The organism is Escherichia sp. SCLE84 (assembly GCF_012584495.1).
GTDB lineage: Bacteria > Pseudomonadota > Gammaproteobacteria > Enterobacterales > Enterobacteriaceae > ECMA0423.
Map to the genome: position 1 here is coordinate 2,898,050 of NZ_CP051430.1, position 16,503 is coordinate 2,914,552.

Sequence of the window (16,503 nt, forward strand, 5' to 3'; positions counted from 1 at the left end):
TACTTTATTACTGGGTACTGGTGGTCGTGGTTGTGGTGGTCCCGGTATTAGAACCATCACCGCCACCGGTTGCCGCGAGCGCGACACCCACCGCCGAGCTTACGGTGCTGACGCTGGTCGCGGAGGAACTCCCCGCCGAAACCGACGTTGCTGCCGACCCTGCCGCTTCGCCCACCTGTACAGGTGCAGCCCCCGCAGAAGTCGCCGCAAGCGCAGATATGGCAAAAATGCCATACAGAACTTTTTTCATAACAATTTCCCTTCATTGAATGAATGGAGATTTACCCAAAAACATTTCGGGCGGGATCGAGTATACACAACTAAAGCATGCGAATTACGGCGCGGGGAATTAGAGATGGGGTTTTAGGATAATTGGAATGAATATCAAATATAAGCTACAACTTATATATAAATAACATTAAAAATCATAATGTTAAAATAAAAGTAAAAGTAATTAATCTGAGTATTTTCCGAAATCAATCACGATTAAAAATCTATTTTAGGATTAACCTCACGGTATGATTTCCGTTAAATCACAGACAAGGGGATTTATCTGATAAAACAATGCCGACATAACGTCGGCATTGTTATTAAGGTTTTTAAATTAACCGCGCCACGCTTTATAGCGGTTAATCAGACCATTGGTCGAGCTATCGTGGCTGCTGATTTCTTTGCCATCTTTCAGCTCTGGCAGAATACGGTTCGCCAGCTGTTTACCCAGCTCCACGCCCCACTGGTCGAAGGTGAAGATGTTCAGAATCACGCCCTGAGTAAAGATTTTGTGCTCATACAGCGCAATCAACGCCCCCAGGCTGAACGGAGTGATTTCGCGCAGCAGGATGGAGTTGGTCGGGCGGTTACCTTCGAACACTTTGAACGGCACCACGTAGTCAAGCGTTGCCGGATCTTTACCCTGATCGCGATATTCCTGCTCAACCACTTCGCGGGATTTACCAAACGCCAGCGCTTCGGTCTGGGCGAAGAAGTTAGACAGCAGTTTCTGGTGATGATCAGAGAGCGGGTTATGGGTGATAGCCGGAGCGATGAAATCGCACGGTACCATTTTGGTTCCCTGGTGGATCAGCTGGTAGAACGCGTGCTGACCGTTAGTGCCTGGTTCACCCCAGATAATCGGGCCAGTCTGGTAATCCACAACGTTACCGTTACGGTCAACATACTTACCGTTGGACTCCATATTGCCCTGCTGGAAGTACGCCGCGAAACGGTGCATATACTGGTCATACGGCAGAATCGCCTCAGTTTCCGCACCAAAGAAATTGTTGTACCAGATGCCAATCAGCGCCAGCAGTACAGGCAGGTTTTTCTCGGCAGGCGTGGTGGAGAAATGCTTGTCCATCGCGTGTGCGCCAGAAAGCAGTTCAACGAAGTTATCAAAGCCGATGGAGAGAACAATCGACAGGCCAATCGCTGACCACAAAGAGTAACGGCCGCCGACCCAGTCCCAGAACTCGAACATGTTGGCAGTATCAATACCAAACTCGCCAACGGCTTTGGCATTGGTTGAGAGCGCCGCAAAGTGTTTCGCAACGTGTTTTTCATCACCTGCCGCTTTCAGGAACCAGTCACGCGCGCTATGGGCGTTGGTCATGGTTTCCTGAGTGGTGAAGGTTTTAGATGCTACCAGGAACAGCGTGGTTTCCGGGTTTACTTTTTTCAGCACTTCCGCGATGTGAGTCCCATCGACGTTAGAAACAAAGTGCATGTTCAGGTGGTTTTTGTACGGACGCAGTGCTTCGGTCACCATGTACGGGCCGAGGTCAGAACCGCCGATCCCGATGTTCACTACGTCAGTGATTGCTTTGCCGGTATACCCCTTCCACTCACCGGAGATAATCGCTTCCGAGAAGGTTTTCATCTTCTCCAGCACCGCGTTGACTTCCGGCATTACGTCTTTGCCATCAACCAGAATCGGGGTATTGCTACGGTTACGCAGCGCTACGTGCAGCACGGCGCGGTTTTCAGTGCGGTTGATCTTCTCGCCAGAGAACATCGACTTAATCGCGCCCGCCAGATCGCACTCTTTCGCCAGATCCTGTAATTTCGCCAGCGTCTCTTCAGTGATGCGGTTTTTGGAGTAATCCACCAGCATCTGATCGTCGAATGTTGCGGAGAACTTAGAAAAACGATCGCCGTCTTTAGCAAAAAGATCGGCGATCGTAACGTCTTTCATTTCATCGAAGTGTTTCTGTAGTGCCTGCCAGGCAGCGGTCTGCGTTGGATTGATGTTTTTCATTAGCAATACTCTTCTGATTTTGAGAATTGTGACTTTGGAAGATTGTAGCGCCAGTCACAGAAAAATGTGATGGTTTTAGTGCCGTTAGCGTAATGTTGAGTGTAAACCCTTAGCGCAGTGAAGCATTTATTAGCTGAACTACTGACCGCCAGGAGTGGATGAAAAATCCGCATGACCCCGTCGTTGACAACCGCCCCGCTCACCCTTTATTTATAAATGTACTACCTGCGCTAGCGCAGGCCAGAAGAGGCGCGTTGCCCAAGTAACGGTGTTGGAGGAGCCAGTCCTGTGATAACACCTGAGGGGGTGCATCGCCGAGGTGATTGAACGGCTGGCCACGTTCATCATCGGCTACAGGGGCTGAATCCCCTGGGTTGTCACCAGAAGCGTTCGCAGTCGGGCGTTTCGCAAGTGGTGGAGCACTTCTGGGTGAAAATAGTAGCGAAGTATCGCTCTGCGCCCACCCGTCTTCCGCTCTTCCCTTGTGCCAAGGCTGAAAATGGATCCCCTGACACGAGGTAGTTATGTCTGAAATTGTTGTCTCCAAATTTGGCGGTACCAGCGTAGCTGATTTTGACGCCATGAACCGCAGCGCTGATATTGTGCTTTCTGATGCCAACGTGCGTTTAGTAGTCCTCTCGGCTTCTGCTGGTATCACTAATCTGCTGGTCGCTTTAGCGGAAGGGCTGGAACCTGGCGAGCGATTCGAAAAACTCGACGCTATTCGCAACATCCAGTTTGCCATTCTGGAACGTCTGCGTTACCCGAACGTTATCCGTGAAGAGATTGAACGTCTGCTGGAGAACATTACTGTTCTGGCAGAAGCGGCGGCGCTGGCAACGTCTCCGGCGCTGACAGATGAGCTGGTCAGCCACGGCGAGCTGATGTCGACCCTGCTGTTTGTCGAAATCCTGCGCGAACGCGATGTTCAGGCACAGTGGTTTGATGTACGTAAAGTGATGCGTACCAACGACCGATTTGGTCGTGCAGAGCCAGATGTAGCCGCGCTGGCGGAACTGGCCGCGCTGCAGCTGCTCCCACGCCTCAATGACGGCTTAGTGATCACCCAGGGATTTATCGGTAGCGAAAATAAAGGTCGTACAACGACGCTTGGCCGTGGAGGCAGCGATTATACGGCAGCCTTGCTGGCGGAGGCTTTACACGCATCTCGTGTTGATATCTGGACCGACGTCCCGGGCATCTACACCACCGATCCACGCGTAGTTTCCGCAGCAAAACGCATTGATGAAATCGCGTTTGCCGAAGCGGCAGAGATGGCAACTTTTGGTGCAAAAGTACTGCATCCGGCAACGTTGCTACCCGCAGTACGCAGCGATATCCCGGTCTTTGTCGGCTCCAGCAAAGACCCACGCGCAGGTGGTACGCTGGTGTGCAATAAAACTGAAAATCCGCCGCTGTTCCGCGCGCTGGCGCTTCGTCGCAATCAGACTCTGCTCACTTTGCACAGCCTGAATATGCTGCATTCTCGCGGCTTCCTCGCGGAAGTTTTCGGCATCCTCGCGCGGCATAATATTTCGGTAGACTTAATCACCACGTCAGAAGTGAGCGTGGCATTAACCCTTGATACCACCGGTTCAACCTCCACTGGCGATACGTTGCTGACGCAATCTCTGCTGATGGAGCTTTCCGCACTGTGCCGGGTGGAGGTGGAAGAAGGTCTGGCGCTGGTCGCGTTGATTGGCAATGACCTGTCAAAAGCCTGCGGCGTTGGCAAAGAGGTATTCGGCGTACTGGAACCGTTCAACATTCGCATGATTTGTTACGGCGCATCCAGCCATAACCTGTGCTTCCTGGTGCCCGGCGAAGATGCCGAGCAGGTGGTGCAGAAGCTGCATTTTAATTTGTTTGAGTAATATTTCCCTACTGGCGTATAACGCTCACCGATTGTTATACGCCATCCTCACTGAAAACATAGATTAAATAATATCTGAAAAGCAAAATCACTCCTGTAGAACAGTATTATAATCACCGAAAAATATCATTTAACAGGAGTGTTAATGGCTACTTTAATGGAAAAAGATGCACTTTTAAACGGAGCCAGTCAGTGCATCGCGTTTTTATCAAATATCATTGATAATTGCTCAGTTTCGTCGCATCAGGATTCAGGCGATGCTCTCAAGCGATTAGTCAGCTATCGCGATTATCTTTATTCTACCCCCGCTGAACTTGTTGATTTTACACAAGGTAAGATTCTCCTTCAGCAGGTAAGAACTCAATATCAGCATGAATTCAACAATACTACGCATTCAGAAAATAAAGCATCTTTTGATTCTATTTGGCAGCGTCTGACAAATCATGAAGTCACACCGCAACAGCATCCCATTGGTTTTGTTTTAGGTGGGCAACCCGGAGCAGGTAAATCATCTCTGATTGAATTAGCCAAAAGAGAGACAAAAGATAATATAATGATTATTAACGGTGATGATTTTCGATTTCTACACCCTGATTTTAATCATATCTACCAAAATTATGGGGATGATTTTGTTACCCATACAGCGAAATTTTCCGGCGAAACGGTCGAACGTGCAATTGAGAGAGCGATAGTCAGTAAACTCAACATTGTTGTCGAAGGAACATTTCGTAATGCCGCTACGCCGTTACAAACATTAAAAAAACTCAAAGATGCAGGCTACCAAACAGAAGTCATGATAAAAACAACCTCAGCGGCATTAAGCTGGGAAAGCACCAATGAACGGTATAATAAGGACAAAGAGGCGGGAAATATTGCCCGAAAAGTGGATAAAAACCACCATGATATCGTCACCGGTTTGCTGGCAGAAAATGCCCGCAAGGTGTTTGCTTCAAACCTGGCAGATAAGTTTGCGGTGTATTCGCGTGAGAAGATGATATTTAGTTCACAAGCGGCAACGAATGACGATATTGCAACGCTTATACAGAATGAAATCAGCGGGAATACACAATAATAATAAGAGCTGATGGCGTGAAATAACGCCGGGCATCACGCCCGGCGCATTACCGTCTGGTACATTAAGCTATCCAGTTCCTTAACGTCCCCTTCTCTGCTATCCGGTAACAGCGGTGGAATTTCCCCACGCGCCAGTTCCGCACGAATAAACGCATGTAACAATGGACGGCGCGGACCATATTCCGCTTCTCCTGCGCGCTGTTTACGTTCCAGTAATTCGTCTATTTCTGCACGTAACGGCGCATCAAGTTCGCTTCCCGCCAGTAGCTCAGCAAAGCGCATTGGCGGTACGCCTTTTCCCGCTTCAACCCAACGCACGGCCAGCAGCGGACGCAGCACGTAAAAGTATTTTTTCAGCCGCACTTCGTCGCCTTGTAAATAACCGCGAAAGTTTTTCCGCGCCATCGAATAATAATGCCAACGCGCACGCAGCGGAGAAAACCACTTCGGCACCATTGCCTTAAGCGCCGTTATCGTTTCTTCATCTTGTTGATAGACCACAGGAGAATCCAGCCATTCTATCAGCGTCGGATTCGCACCTTTCAATAATCCCAGCGCCTTGCGCCACTCCCAGCCTGAAACATCTAACTCGTCGTCAATAGGCAACTCAATAACATCGCGCGGCGCCTCTACTCGCAGATACCATTCCAGCGGGTGAACATACAAAAACCGTACATCGTAGTCGCTGTCGGGCGAGGCAAATCCCCAGCCGCGGCTCCCTGATTCACAGGCGTACAGTACTTTCACATCATACCGCCGTTCAATTTCTCTTAACTGCTGCGATACCCTTTCTCGCATCGCAGCACTGACTCCATTTAATGGCATGTTACTCACCCTTTGATATTAACCAACCCATGCAGAACCTGATCCAGACCGCCAAATACAGAGATGTTATCGATCCGTTCAGCCACTCTCTCCAGCGTTTCCAGTTCTTTTAAGCGTAACGCTACCGGGTTGTTTTCCATGACTTTAGCGGTATTGAGTAACGAACGCGTCGCTGCCGTTTCTTCACGTCGGCGAATCACATTGGCCTGCGCGGATTTCTCCGCCTCAACCAGCTGCGCAAGGATATTTTTCATATCGCCAGGCAGGACGATATCTTTCACCCCTAACGAGGCAATCTCCATACCAAATGGCAACATGCGCGATTTCACCTGTTCGCTGACAACGTCATCAATGACCTGTTTATCTTCCAGCAATTCATCCAACGTACGCGTACCTACCGCTTCACGCAGGGCAAATTGTAATTCCCGATACAAATGATCAATCGGCTTCGTTAACTGGCTAAATGCCAATAACACGTCGCTGTAGCGCCAGTTAGCGGCGAGGTTAATCCGCAGATTGACCTTATCTTTCGTTAAGATTTCTTGCCCGCTGACTTCCAGTACCTGCAAGCGGGTGTCAACCACTTCAGCGTCAACCAGATGGTTAATTTTCCAGTATGCGGTCAGCCCCGGCGGTAACAGCGCCTGCGTTTCACCATCGATTTTCAGCACGCCTACATGCCAGGCCGGAACCTGCACCGTTAGTATTGCATCGCGGCCTTTAACTGCCCCTTTGCGCCGTGGTTGCAATACCGCATTCATCACCTCCGTTTGTACCTGGACTTGCTGCGTATTCATCCGCACCAGTGTCAAATCATCCTCTACACGCCAGTACAAACGGCGCGTTGATGGCGGCAGGATCTCCTGCAAAATACCGTCCATATACAACGCCCCGGCTTCAGTCTCCGACAAGTCGGCCACCACGCAATATCTTTCCACCCAATCAGGCTGAAAGCGGCGCAAATAATCCGCCAGCACGTCGGGCACTTCGCTACCATCCAGCGTAATCAGCAACACTTCCGGGGTAGTAAACCAGGGTAAAATATGCTCGCCTGCATGTAGCACTTTGTAGTAATCGCCGTTTCTGGAGAGTAATGCCAGCTGATCTTTTCTTACGCTTATTTTCTTAATCATTATCTATTCCTTGCTTAACAGCCGTCGCGGAAGCGGACACGAAGCGACAGGGGAATTCCCTTTTGCCTGTTACCCGGCGTCTTTATCGGCGACGTTATCGGGGATCGCTGACTGCGCAATCCCTCATTTTTTATTTAATAAGTTACAACCAGTATTCATTTCAGGAATGAATGTGGGAATCGAACCCATAATTGGCGTCAAAGGCTGACGGAACACGCCCGGAAAACAGCCTGACCGTTCCTGGTGTGCCGACGGGGTTTAACCCCCTTTGAAATTCAGTATCAACGCAAAAGTGTTATTGCGAGAAGCGTGCCAGAATTGAGAAAAATTCTTAACCAAATGAAAAATAAAGAGTTAGTGAATTACTTTTGTTTGTAGGGGGAAAACTTTTCGCTAAATGTGTATCTGTATTTATCGTCAATTATCAAGAAAGATAAATATTTAAGAAGAGAACAAAGGAATATTATCAGTTCTGCTTGCAAATGAATTCCCGTACACTGAATCCATCGGCTAACTGAGGGCAACATCATGGCACTCCCGCGTATTACCCAAAAAGAGATGACAGAGCGCGAGCAACGCGAGCTAAAAACGCTGCTGGACCACGCGCGGATTGCGCATGGTCGCGTACTGACCAACTCCGAAACCAACAGCATTAAAAAAGAGTACATCGATAAGCTGATGGTTGAGCGTGAAGCAGCTGCAAAAAAAGCCCGCCAGTTGAAGAAAAAGCAGGCTTATAAACCAGATACTGAAGCATCGTTTAACTGGTCGGCTAATACACCAACGCACGGCAGGCGCTGATTAACGCCCCTTCTTTTTACGCCCCGGCGATGTGAAACGTTTACCATTTGACGCCGGGCGGCCACCTTTTTCTGATGTTTTTTCCATCTTCACCAACGGGCGTTTGATGCCCGCCGTTTTCGGTTTGGCCTTCACTTTAGGTTTTGCCTCGGAAGAGGAATTTTCGATGAGCTTAAACAGGTCGATTAACTCATCGTCAGTTAAATCGCGCCACTCACCCAGCGGAATGCCGCTTAAGCTGACGTTCATAATGCGCGTACGTTCCAGCTTTTTCACTTCATAGCCGAAATGCTCGCACATGCGCCGGATCTGACGGTTCAGCCCCTGCACCAGGGTAATGCGGAAGACAAACGGCGCTTCTTTTTTGACTTTGCACTTTTTCGTCACCGTCCCGAGGATCGGCACCCCCGCCCCCATACCACGAATAAATTCATCGGTAATCGGTTTATCGACCGTCACCAGATACTCTTTCTCATGATCGTTACCCGCACGGAGGATCTTATTCACCAGATCGCCGTGATTGGTGAGGAAAATCAGCCCCTGGGAGTCTTTATCCAGGCGGCCAATCGGGAACACGCGTTTGCTGTGGTTAACGAAATCGACAATGTTATCGCGCTCGCCATCTTCGGTGGTGCTGACAATACCGACGGGCTTGTTCAGGGCGATAAGTACCAAATCTTCGGCTTCCCGAGGCTCAATCAACTGACCGTTTACTTTCACAACGTCGCCGGGTTTCACCTGATCGCCAATGGTGGCTCGCTTGCCATTAAGGAACACATTGCCTTGCTCGATATAGCGATCCGCTTCGCGGCGTGAGCAAATTCCGCTTTCGCTGATGTATTTATTTAAACGGACTGATGAGTCGGGCAGCATAAATTCTCCTGTAAAAAACGGAATATACCGTACCTTTGGGTTGATAAAAAATAGTCATGAGCGAACTATTTGTTATTTCCATTGGCTTGAATTCGTTACCTGCTCAAATCACTTTCCAGAAGCAATGTGCGACATCGTGAGCCATGTCAGTAAGTGGTTAAATTCGCAGTGGTAGCATGCCTCCCGTGATTTCTTACTAACCGGAGAAGTAATGGAACTGCTTTTATTGAGTAACTCGACGCTGCCGGGTAAAGCCTGGCTGGAACATGCACTGCCGCTAATTGCTGAACAGTTGCAGGGTCGCCGCTCAGCGGTGTTTATCCCTTTCGCTGGCGTAACGCAGACCTGGGATGATTACACAGCGAAAACGGCTGCGGTTCTCGCTCCGCTGGGTGTTTCTGTCACCGGTATTCATAGCGTTGTCGATCCCGTTGCCGCGATTGAAAATGCTGAGATCGTGATTGTCGGCGGCGGGAATACTTTCCAGTTGCTGAAACAGTGCCGCGAGCGCGGGCTGCTGGCACCAATTACTGACGTGGTTAAACGTGGCGCTCTGTATATTGGCTGGAGCGCAGGCGCTAACCTTGCTTGCCCAACCATTCGTACCACCAACGATATGCCGATTGTCGATCCGCAAGGTTTCGATGCGCTAAATCTGTTCCCGTTGCAAATCAACCCGCACTTCACCAACGCGCTGCCGGAAGGCCATAAAGGTGAAACCCGTGAGCAGCGTATTCGCGAACTGCTGGTCGTCGCGCCAGAACTGACGATTATTGGTCTACCGGAAGGTAACTGGATCACAGTGAGTAAAGGTCACGCTACGCTGGGTGGCCCGAACACCACTTATGTGTTTAAGGCTGGTGAAGAAGCGGTGCCGCTAGAAGCTGGTCACCGTTTTTAAGTAAATTGCCGGATGCATGATCCGGCATCTTGTTCATAGTGCCTGATGCGACGCTTGACGCGTCTTATCAGGCCTACAGGATTCACAATATTAATACTCGTCCCGTCCTTCATCTTCATCCGGCTGTTCCAGCACACTGTAAGCCACCGAACAAAACAGCGAGTTCAGGCGCTGCATATCTCCCAGTAAGCCTAAATGTAGCGAACTGGTTTCAATGCTCTGCACGTTTTGCTGATGCAGGCGATCGACGTGGGCGTGGGAATAGCGGCGATTAAGAATGCGAAAGCGATGCTTACTACGGCGCAAACGACGAGCGCTGGTGACATCGCCAGAGAAGAACACCGACATTGCCAGTTTTAAATTACTGAGCAATTGCTCATAGAGCGCATCCAGTTCCTTCAAGCCATCAAGCGAAAATGCCCGCCGTGCTGCCAGCGATTTATCGGCAATTTCGCTGCCCATGCGCTCGACGATATCGGAGGCCTGTTCAAGGTTGAGCGACATTTCGATGATCTCCGCCCAGCGGCGCGACTCTTCCTCCGCCAACTCTTCTTTTGGCATCCGCGCCAGATACAGCTTAATGGCGGTGTAGAGAACGTTGATATCATCTGCCAGCTTACGCAGCTCTTTCTCCTGCCGTGGCTCGCCGTGCATCACTTTATTTAGCCCTTCCATCATCTGTTCCATGGCGTCGCCAATGCGCAGGGTTTCGCGCGCGGCGTTCGCCAGAGCAAGCGTGGGCGTATCCAGCGCGCTGACATCCAGATGTTTGGGCCGTAGCTGGGTATCCAGTTCCGGTTCATCGCGAATAATCGTTTTGCAAAACCGTGCCATCGGGTCAACAAATGGCAGCATGACCAGGCAACGTACAAGGTTGTAGAAGACGTGGAAATAGATCACCAGTTCCGCTTTTGGCAATGACAACTTCCCCATTGTCTCTGCCAGCAAATGGACAAACGGCAGGATAATCAGGCTACCCACCAGCTTAAACAGCAGACTACCCAGCGCGACACGGCGGGCTGCGGCATTGGCGGCACTGTTGTTGAGCATCGCCAGCAGACCGGAACCGAGGTTAGCACCAATCACCAGACAGAGCGCCACGGGGAAGGAGATAATGCCTGCGGCGGTCAGAGTCGCGGTCAGCAGTACAGCAGCAAGGCTGGAGTAGCTGATAATGGCGAACATCGCGCCAATCAGCGCATCCAGCAGAATATCGCCGGTCAGCGAGGCAAAGATCACCTGAACGCCGTTTGCCTGGGTGATCGGCGTTACGGCCTGCACAATCAACTCCAGCGCCAGCAAAATCAGCCCAAGACCAATACCGACGCGGCCCAGTTGCCCGGCGCGTGACTGTTTGCGTCCGAGGAAAAAAATCACGCCGATAAAAATAAGTAACGGTGACAGCCAGGATAAGTCGAAGGTGAGAATACGCGCCATTAGCGCCGTCCCGACATCTGCACCCAGCACAATGACCAGAGCCGGTGCGAGGGCTACCAGATCCTGAGCGACAAACGAGGTCACCAGCATGGTGGTGGCATTACTGCTCTGTACCAGTGCGGTAACGCCGATCCCCGCGCAAAAGGCGAGCGGCTTTTTTTCGACGCTCCGGCTAAGGACAGTACGCAAACGCGCGCCGAAGACGCGCATTACGCCGGTTCGAACAATATGAGTCCCCCAGACCAGCAGGGCGACGGCAGAAAGCAGGTGAAGCAGCGTTAACACGAGTTCAGGTTCTCCTTATCGTTATATGTTCCTGAAGCAATTGAATGACCAAAGGACCGGAAACACGCTGACTGGCATCTTTACTGTGCCTTTTGACCTTCGTTTTTCCGGCTAAGATTATTCCAGCCTGATTCCAGTATAAGTGTTTCATATTAATAAAGAGACAGGGCACTCATTGAGCGCCCTGTTTGTTGTAAGGAAAAGTGACAGATTTGTGAATCAGTCCGCGTCATACCCCAGATTCGGTGCCAGCCAGCGCTCAACTTCGGTAACGCTCATACCTTTACGGCGGGCATAATCTTCAACCTGATCGCGCTGAATTTGTGCTACAGCGTAGTACTTGCTGTCCGGGTGGCTGAAGTACCAACCCGAAACCGATGCACCGGGCCACATGGCGAAAGATTCTGTGAGTTTCATGCCAGTGTGTTTTTCCACTTCCAGCAGCTCCCAGATGGTGGCTTTTTCCGTATGTTCCGGGCAGGCCGGATAGCCCGGTGCCGGACGGATGCCCTGGTAGTTTTCGCGGATCAGTTCTTCGTTGCTGAGGTTCTCGTTCGGCGCATAGCCCCAGTAGACTTTACGCACACGCTCATGGAGATACTCCGCAAAGGCTTCGGCTAAACGGTCGGCAAGCGCTTTCACCATGATTTTGTTGTAATCATCGTGCTGCGCTTCAAAGGCATCAGCCAGTGCGTCCTCTTCCAGCCCGCCAGTCACGGCAAATGCGCCGATGTAATCTGCTTTACCAGAAAGCTTCGGCGCAACGAAGTCAGCGAGACAGTAGTTAGCGAATCCCGTTTTTTCGGTCTGTTGACGCAGATGGTGGCTGACGTTGATCACATGGGTGCGCGTTTCGTCACGGTAGATTTCAATGTCATCGCCCACACGGTTTGCCGGGAACAGGCCCACCACGCCACGCGGATTCAGCGTTTTCTCGGCGCTTAATTTATCCAGCATGTCGTTGGCGTCTTTAAACAGCCGCTGCGCCTCAACGCCCACCACTTCATCTTCCAGAATGCGCGGATACTTCCCGGCCAGCGACCAGGTCATAAAGAACGGTGTCCAGTCGATGTAATTACGCAGAGTTTCGATGCTGGCTTCAACTTCCTGCACGCCGAGACGGTGCGCCACCGGCGGCGTGTAAGCCTGCCAGTCAAAAGCGAAATCGTTATCGCGCGCCGCTTCCAGCGTGACCGGTGGTGTGCGCGGTTTCTTACGCCCGTGCTGAATACGTACGGTTTCGTACTCCTTGCGGGTACGAGCGACAAAATCATCACGCTGAGTATCGGAAAGCAGCGCCGCCACCACACCAACGGTGCGCGATGCGTTCTGTACATACACCGTCGGGCCGCTGTAGTTCTGCTCAATTTTCACCGCCGTGTGCGCTTTTGAGGTCGTCGCGCCGCCAATCAATAGCGGGATGGTGAAGCCCTGACGCTCCATCTCTTTCGCCACGTTAACCATCTCGTCCAGCGACGGCGTGATAAGCCCCGAAAGTCCAATCAGATCAGCATTCACTTCTTTAGCGGTACGGAGAATTTTTTCCGCAGGCACCATAACGCCGAGATCGACAATTTCGTAGTTGTTACATTGCAGCACCACGCCAACGATATTTTTACCGATGTCGTGGACATCGCCTTTCACGGTGGCGATCACCATCTTGCCGTTGGTTTTACCCTGCTCTTTGCTGGCTTCAATAAACGGTTCGAGATACGCCACTGCCTGTTTCATGACGCGCGCCGATTTGACCACCTGTGGCAGGAACATTTTCCCTTCGCCAAACAGATCGCCGACCACGTTCATACCGTCCATCAGCGGGCCTTCAATCACTTCAATCGGGCGCGTAGCCTGCTGGCGGGCTTCTTCGGTATCCTGCTCGATAAACTCGGTAATGCCTTTAACCAGCGAGTATTCCAGACGTTTATTCACTTCCCACGAGCGCCACTCCGCCTGCTGGGCGTTAGCGGTGTCGTCGGTTTTGCTGCCGCGATATTTCTCGGCAAGCTCCAGTAAACGCTCAGTGCCATCGTCGCGACGGTTAAGAATCACATCTTCCACCGCGTCGCGCAGTTCAGCGGGTAGGTCGTCGTAAATCGCCAGTTGCCCGGCGTTGACGATCCCCATATCCATGCCATTGCGAATAGCGTAGTAGAGGAACACCGCGTGAATGGCTTCGCGCACCGGATCGTTGCCACGGAATGAGAAAGAAACGTTAGATACACCGCCGGAAATCAGCGCGTGCGGCAGTTCGCGTTTGATATCTTCACACGCGCCGATAAAGTCCTGCGCGTAGTTGTTGTGCTCTTCAATGCCGGTTGCGACCGCGAAGATGTTCGGGTCGAAGATGATATCTTCTGGCGGGAAGCCAACCTCTTCGGTGAGGATTTTGTACGCCCGACGGCAAATCTCGATTTTCCGTGCGCGGGTATCGGCCTGTCCCTGTTCGTCAAAGGCCATTACCACCACTGCCGCACCGTAACGACGCAAGAGCTTCGCGTGATGGATAAAGGCGTCGACGCCCTCTTTCATCGAGATAGAGTTAACAATGCCTTTGCCCTGGATACACTTCAGACCTTTTTCAATGACATCCCATTTTGAGGAGTCGATCATAATCGGCACGCGAGCGATATCCGGTTCACCGGCAATCAGATTGAGAAAACGCACCATCGCCGCTTCGGCGTCGAGCATCCCTTCATCCATGTTGATATCGATAATCTGCGCACCGTTTTCCACCTGCTGGCGGGCCACATCCAGTGCCTCGCTGTATTTCTCTTCTTTGATCAGGCGCTTGAACTTAGCGGAACCGGTGACGTTGGTGCGTTCACCCACGTTCACAAACAGGCTATCTTCGCCAATGTTCAGCGGCTCCAGGCCGGACAAACGGCAGGCTACGGGGATTTCCGGCAGTTTGCGCGGCGCTAATCCTTCTACTGCACGACTCATCGCTGCAATATGTTGTGGCGTGGTGCCACAGCAGCCGCCGACGATATTGAGAAAACCCGCTTGCGCCCATTCACGTATCTGTTTTGCCATCGTGTCGGCGTCGAGATCGTACTCACCAAAGGCGTTGGGTAGCCCGGCGTTCGGGTGCGCGGTGACGTAGCATTCCGCAATCCGTGACAGCTCCTGCACGTACTGGCGCAGTTCATCGGGCCCCAGCGCACAGTTCAGGCCAAAGGTCAGAGCTTCGGCGTGGCGCAATGAGTTGTAAAATGCTTCGGTGGTCTGCCCGGAGAGCGTGCGCCCGGAGGCGTCGGTGATGGTGCCGGAGATCATAATCGGCAGCTCAACGCCCAGCGCTTCAAACTCCGTTTTCACCGCAAAAACCGCCGCTTTGGCGTTAAGGGTGTCGAAAACGGTTTCAATCAGGATCAGATCCGCGCCACCTTCCACCAGCGCTTTGGTGGACTCTCGATAAGCCGCCACCAGCCCGTCAAAAGTGATATTACGAAATGCCGGATCATTTACGTCCGGAGAAATAGACGCCGTGCGGTTGGTCGGGCCGAGAACACCGGCAACGTAGCGCGGTTTCTCCGGCGTGCGCGCGGTCCACTCATCAGCACAAGCTCGCGCCAGTTTCGCCGCCGCAAAGTTGATTTCCGCCGACAGGGATTCCATCTGGTAATCCGCCATCGCAATGGTCGTGGAGTTGAAGGTGTTGGTTTCGATGATATCCGCGCCCGCTTCAAAGTAGGCGTTGTGGATAGCGGCGATCACTTCCGGTTTGCTGAGCACCAGCAGGTCGTTGTTGCCTTTGAGATCGCATGGCCAGTCGGCAAAGCGTTCACCACGAAAATCGGCTTCGTTCAGTCGATAGCTCTGGATCATGGTGCCCATACCGCCGTCCAGCACCAGAATACGTTCATTTAACTGCGCACGCAGTTGTTCCACTTTGCTGCTCACACTTGCTCCCGACACGCTCAACCCAGATTTAATAAAAATTCAACAAACCATACTGGCATAAACGCATCTGTGGTAAAAGCGACCACCACGCAACATGAGATTTGTTCAACATTAACTCATCGGATCAGTTCAGCAACTATTGCATTAGCTAACAATAAAAATGAAAATGATTTCCACGATACAGAAAAAGGAGGCTGTCATGGTCGCACCCATTCCCGCGAAACGCGGCAGAAAACCCGCCGTTGCCACCGCACCAGCGACTGGACAGGTTCAGTCTTTAACGCGTGGCCTGAAATTACTGGAGTGGATTGCCGAATCCAATGGCAGTGTGGCACTCACAGAGCTGGCGCAACAAGCCGGGTTACCCAATTCCACGACCCACCGCCTGCTAACCACGATGCAACAGCAGGGTTTCGTGCGTCAGGTCGGCGAACTGGGACATTGGGCAATCGGCGCACATGCCTTTATGGTCGGCAGCAGCTTTCTCCAGAGCCGTAATTTGTTAGCGATTGTTCACCCTATCCTGCGCAATTTAATGGAAGAGTCTGGCGAAACGGTCAATATGGCGGTGCTTGATCAAAGCGATCACGAAGCGATTATTATCGACCAGGTACAGTGTACGCATCTGATGCGAATGTCCGCGCCTATCGGCGGTAAATTGCCGATGCACGCTTCCGGTGCGGGTAAAGCCTTTTTAGCCCAACTGAGCGAAGAACAGGTGACGAAGCTGCTGCACCGCAAAGGGTTACATGCCTATACCCACGCAACGCTGGTGTCTCCTGTACATTTAAAAGAAGATCTCGCCCAAACGCGCAAACGGGGTTATTCATTTGACGATGAGGAACATGCACTGGGGCTACGTTGCCTTGCAGCGTGTATTTTCGATGAGCACCGCGAACCGTTTGCCGCAATTTCAATTTCCGGACCGATTTCACGCATTACCGATGACAGCGTGACCGAGTTTGGCGCGATGGTGATTAAAGCGGCGAAGGAAGTGACGCTGGCGTACGGTGGAATGCGCTGACTTTTTCTGGCGGGCAGAGGCAATATTCTGCCCATCATACCTGAGTGGCAATAGAATAAGGGTGTCTGTTAATCGCATTGACGCCAAAATAACTTAATGTCATACACTTCACACACTTTT

General features: G+C 51.5%; 12 protein-coding genes and 1 riboswitch. Of the genes, 5 read left to right on the top strand and 7 right to left on the bottom strand.

Annotated elements, in window-relative coordinates; all coding sequences use genetic code 11:
* Positions 1 to 7: 7 nt before the first annotated feature.
* Positions 8 to 250 (bottom strand): exopolysaccharide production protein YjbE, encoded by a 243-nt coding sequence (gene yjbE, locus HGD79_RS14190; protein ID WP_000757323.1) that lies wholly within the window; start codon positions 248 to 250, stop codon positions 8 to 10.
* 354 nt (positions 251 to 604) lie between these two features.
* A complete protein-coding gene (gene pgi / locus HGD79_RS14195; protein WP_000789987.1) occupies positions 605 to 2,254 on the bottom strand; it encodes a glucose-6-phosphate isomerase in 1,650 nt (549 codons plus the stop codon).
* A 236-nt stretch (positions 2,255 to 2,490) separates the two neighbouring features.
* A riboswitch (Lysine riboswitch) is annotated at positions 2,491 to 2,687 on the top strand.
* A 91-nt stretch (positions 2,688 to 2,778) separates the two neighbouring features.
* On the opposite strand from pgi, the gene lysC reads away from it, so the two are divergent.
* Both lysC and HGD79_RS14205 read left to right on the top strand, forming a co-directional pair.
* On the top strand, positions 2,779 to 4,128 hold the full coding sequence (gene lysC, locus HGD79_RS14200) for a lysine-sensitive aspartokinase 3 (protein WP_001290316.1): 1,350 nt from the start codon (positions 2,779 to 2,781) through the stop codon (positions 4,126 to 4,128).
* A gap of 144 nt (positions 4,129 to 4,272) precedes the next feature.
* The gene (locus HGD79_RS14205; RefSeq protein ID WP_000212687.1) at positions 4,273 to 5,199 is read left to right on the top strand and encodes a zeta toxin family protein; all 927 of its coding nucleotides are present in this window, start codon (positions 4,273 to 4,275) and stop codon (positions 5,197 to 5,199) included.
* Between the two features lie 35 nt (positions 5,200 to 5,234).
* On the opposite strand, the gene HGD79_RS14210 is transcribed toward HGD79_RS14205, so the two are convergent.
* Together HGD79_RS14210 and HGD79_RS14215 are read right to left on the bottom strand one after the other, a co-directional pair.
* Positions 5,235 to 6,026, bottom strand: a complete 792-nt coding sequence (locus tag HGD79_RS14210) for a nucleotidyltransferase domain-containing protein (protein WP_001130548.1) — start codon at positions 6,024 to 6,026, stop codon at positions 5,235 to 5,237.
* Between the two features lie 5 nt (positions 6,027 to 6,031).
* Positions 6,032 to 7,159 (bottom strand): slipin family protein, encoded by a 1,128-nt coding sequence (locus HGD79_RS14215; RefSeq protein ID WP_000592024.1) that lies wholly within the window; start codon positions 7,157 to 7,159, stop codon positions 6,032 to 6,034.
* A gap of 528 nt (positions 7,160 to 7,687) precedes the next feature.
* On the opposite strand from HGD79_RS14215, the gene HGD79_RS14220 reads away from it, so the two are divergent.
* Positions 7,688 to 7,960, top strand: a complete 273-nt coding sequence (locus HGD79_RS14220; RefSeq protein WP_001207625.1) for a DUF3811 domain-containing protein — start codon at positions 7,688 to 7,690, stop codon at positions 7,958 to 7,960.
* On the opposite strand, the gene rluF is transcribed toward HGD79_RS14220, so the two are convergent.
* Positions 7,961 to 8,833 carry a 23S rRNA pseudouridine(2604) synthase RluF gene (rluF, locus tag HGD79_RS14225; RefSeq protein WP_000936369.1) on the bottom strand — a complete coding sequence of 291 codons (873 nt, stop codon included), beginning with the start codon at positions 8,831 to 8,833 and terminating at the stop codon, positions 7,961 to 7,963.
* A 211-nt stretch (positions 8,834 to 9,044) separates the two neighbouring features.
* Here rluF and pepE point away from each other — a divergent pair, with 211 nt between their 5' ends.
* Positions 9,045 to 9,734, top strand: coding sequence for a dipeptidase PepE (pepE, locus tag HGD79_RS14230; protein ID WP_000421763.1), 690 nt, complete (start codon positions 9,045 to 9,047; stop codon positions 9,732 to 9,734).
* A gap of 90 nt (positions 9,735 to 9,824) precedes the next feature.
* Here the strand turns inward: pepE and HGD79_RS14235 are convergent, their stop codons facing one another.
* On the bottom strand, positions 9,825 to 11,456 hold the full coding sequence (locus HGD79_RS14235) for a Na/Pi cotransporter family protein (protein ID WP_000956830.1): 1,632 nt from the start codon (positions 11,454 to 11,456) through the stop codon (positions 9,825 to 9,827).
* 219 nt (positions 11,457 to 11,675) lie between these two features.
* Positions 11,676 to 15,359 (bottom strand): methionine synthase, encoded by a 3,684-nt coding sequence (gene metH, locus HGD79_RS14240; protein ID WP_000096011.1) that lies wholly within the window; start codon positions 15,357 to 15,359, stop codon positions 11,676 to 11,678.
* A 199-nt stretch (positions 15,360 to 15,558) separates the two neighbouring features.
* Between metH and iclR the strand changes: the two genes are divergently transcribed.
* Positions 15,559 to 16,383, top strand: coding sequence for a glyoxylate bypass operon transcriptional repressor IclR (gene iclR / locus HGD79_RS14245; RefSeq protein WP_000226406.1), 825 nt, complete (start codon positions 15,559 to 15,561; stop codon positions 16,381 to 16,383).
* Positions 16,384 to 16,503 lie beyond the last annotated feature (120 nt).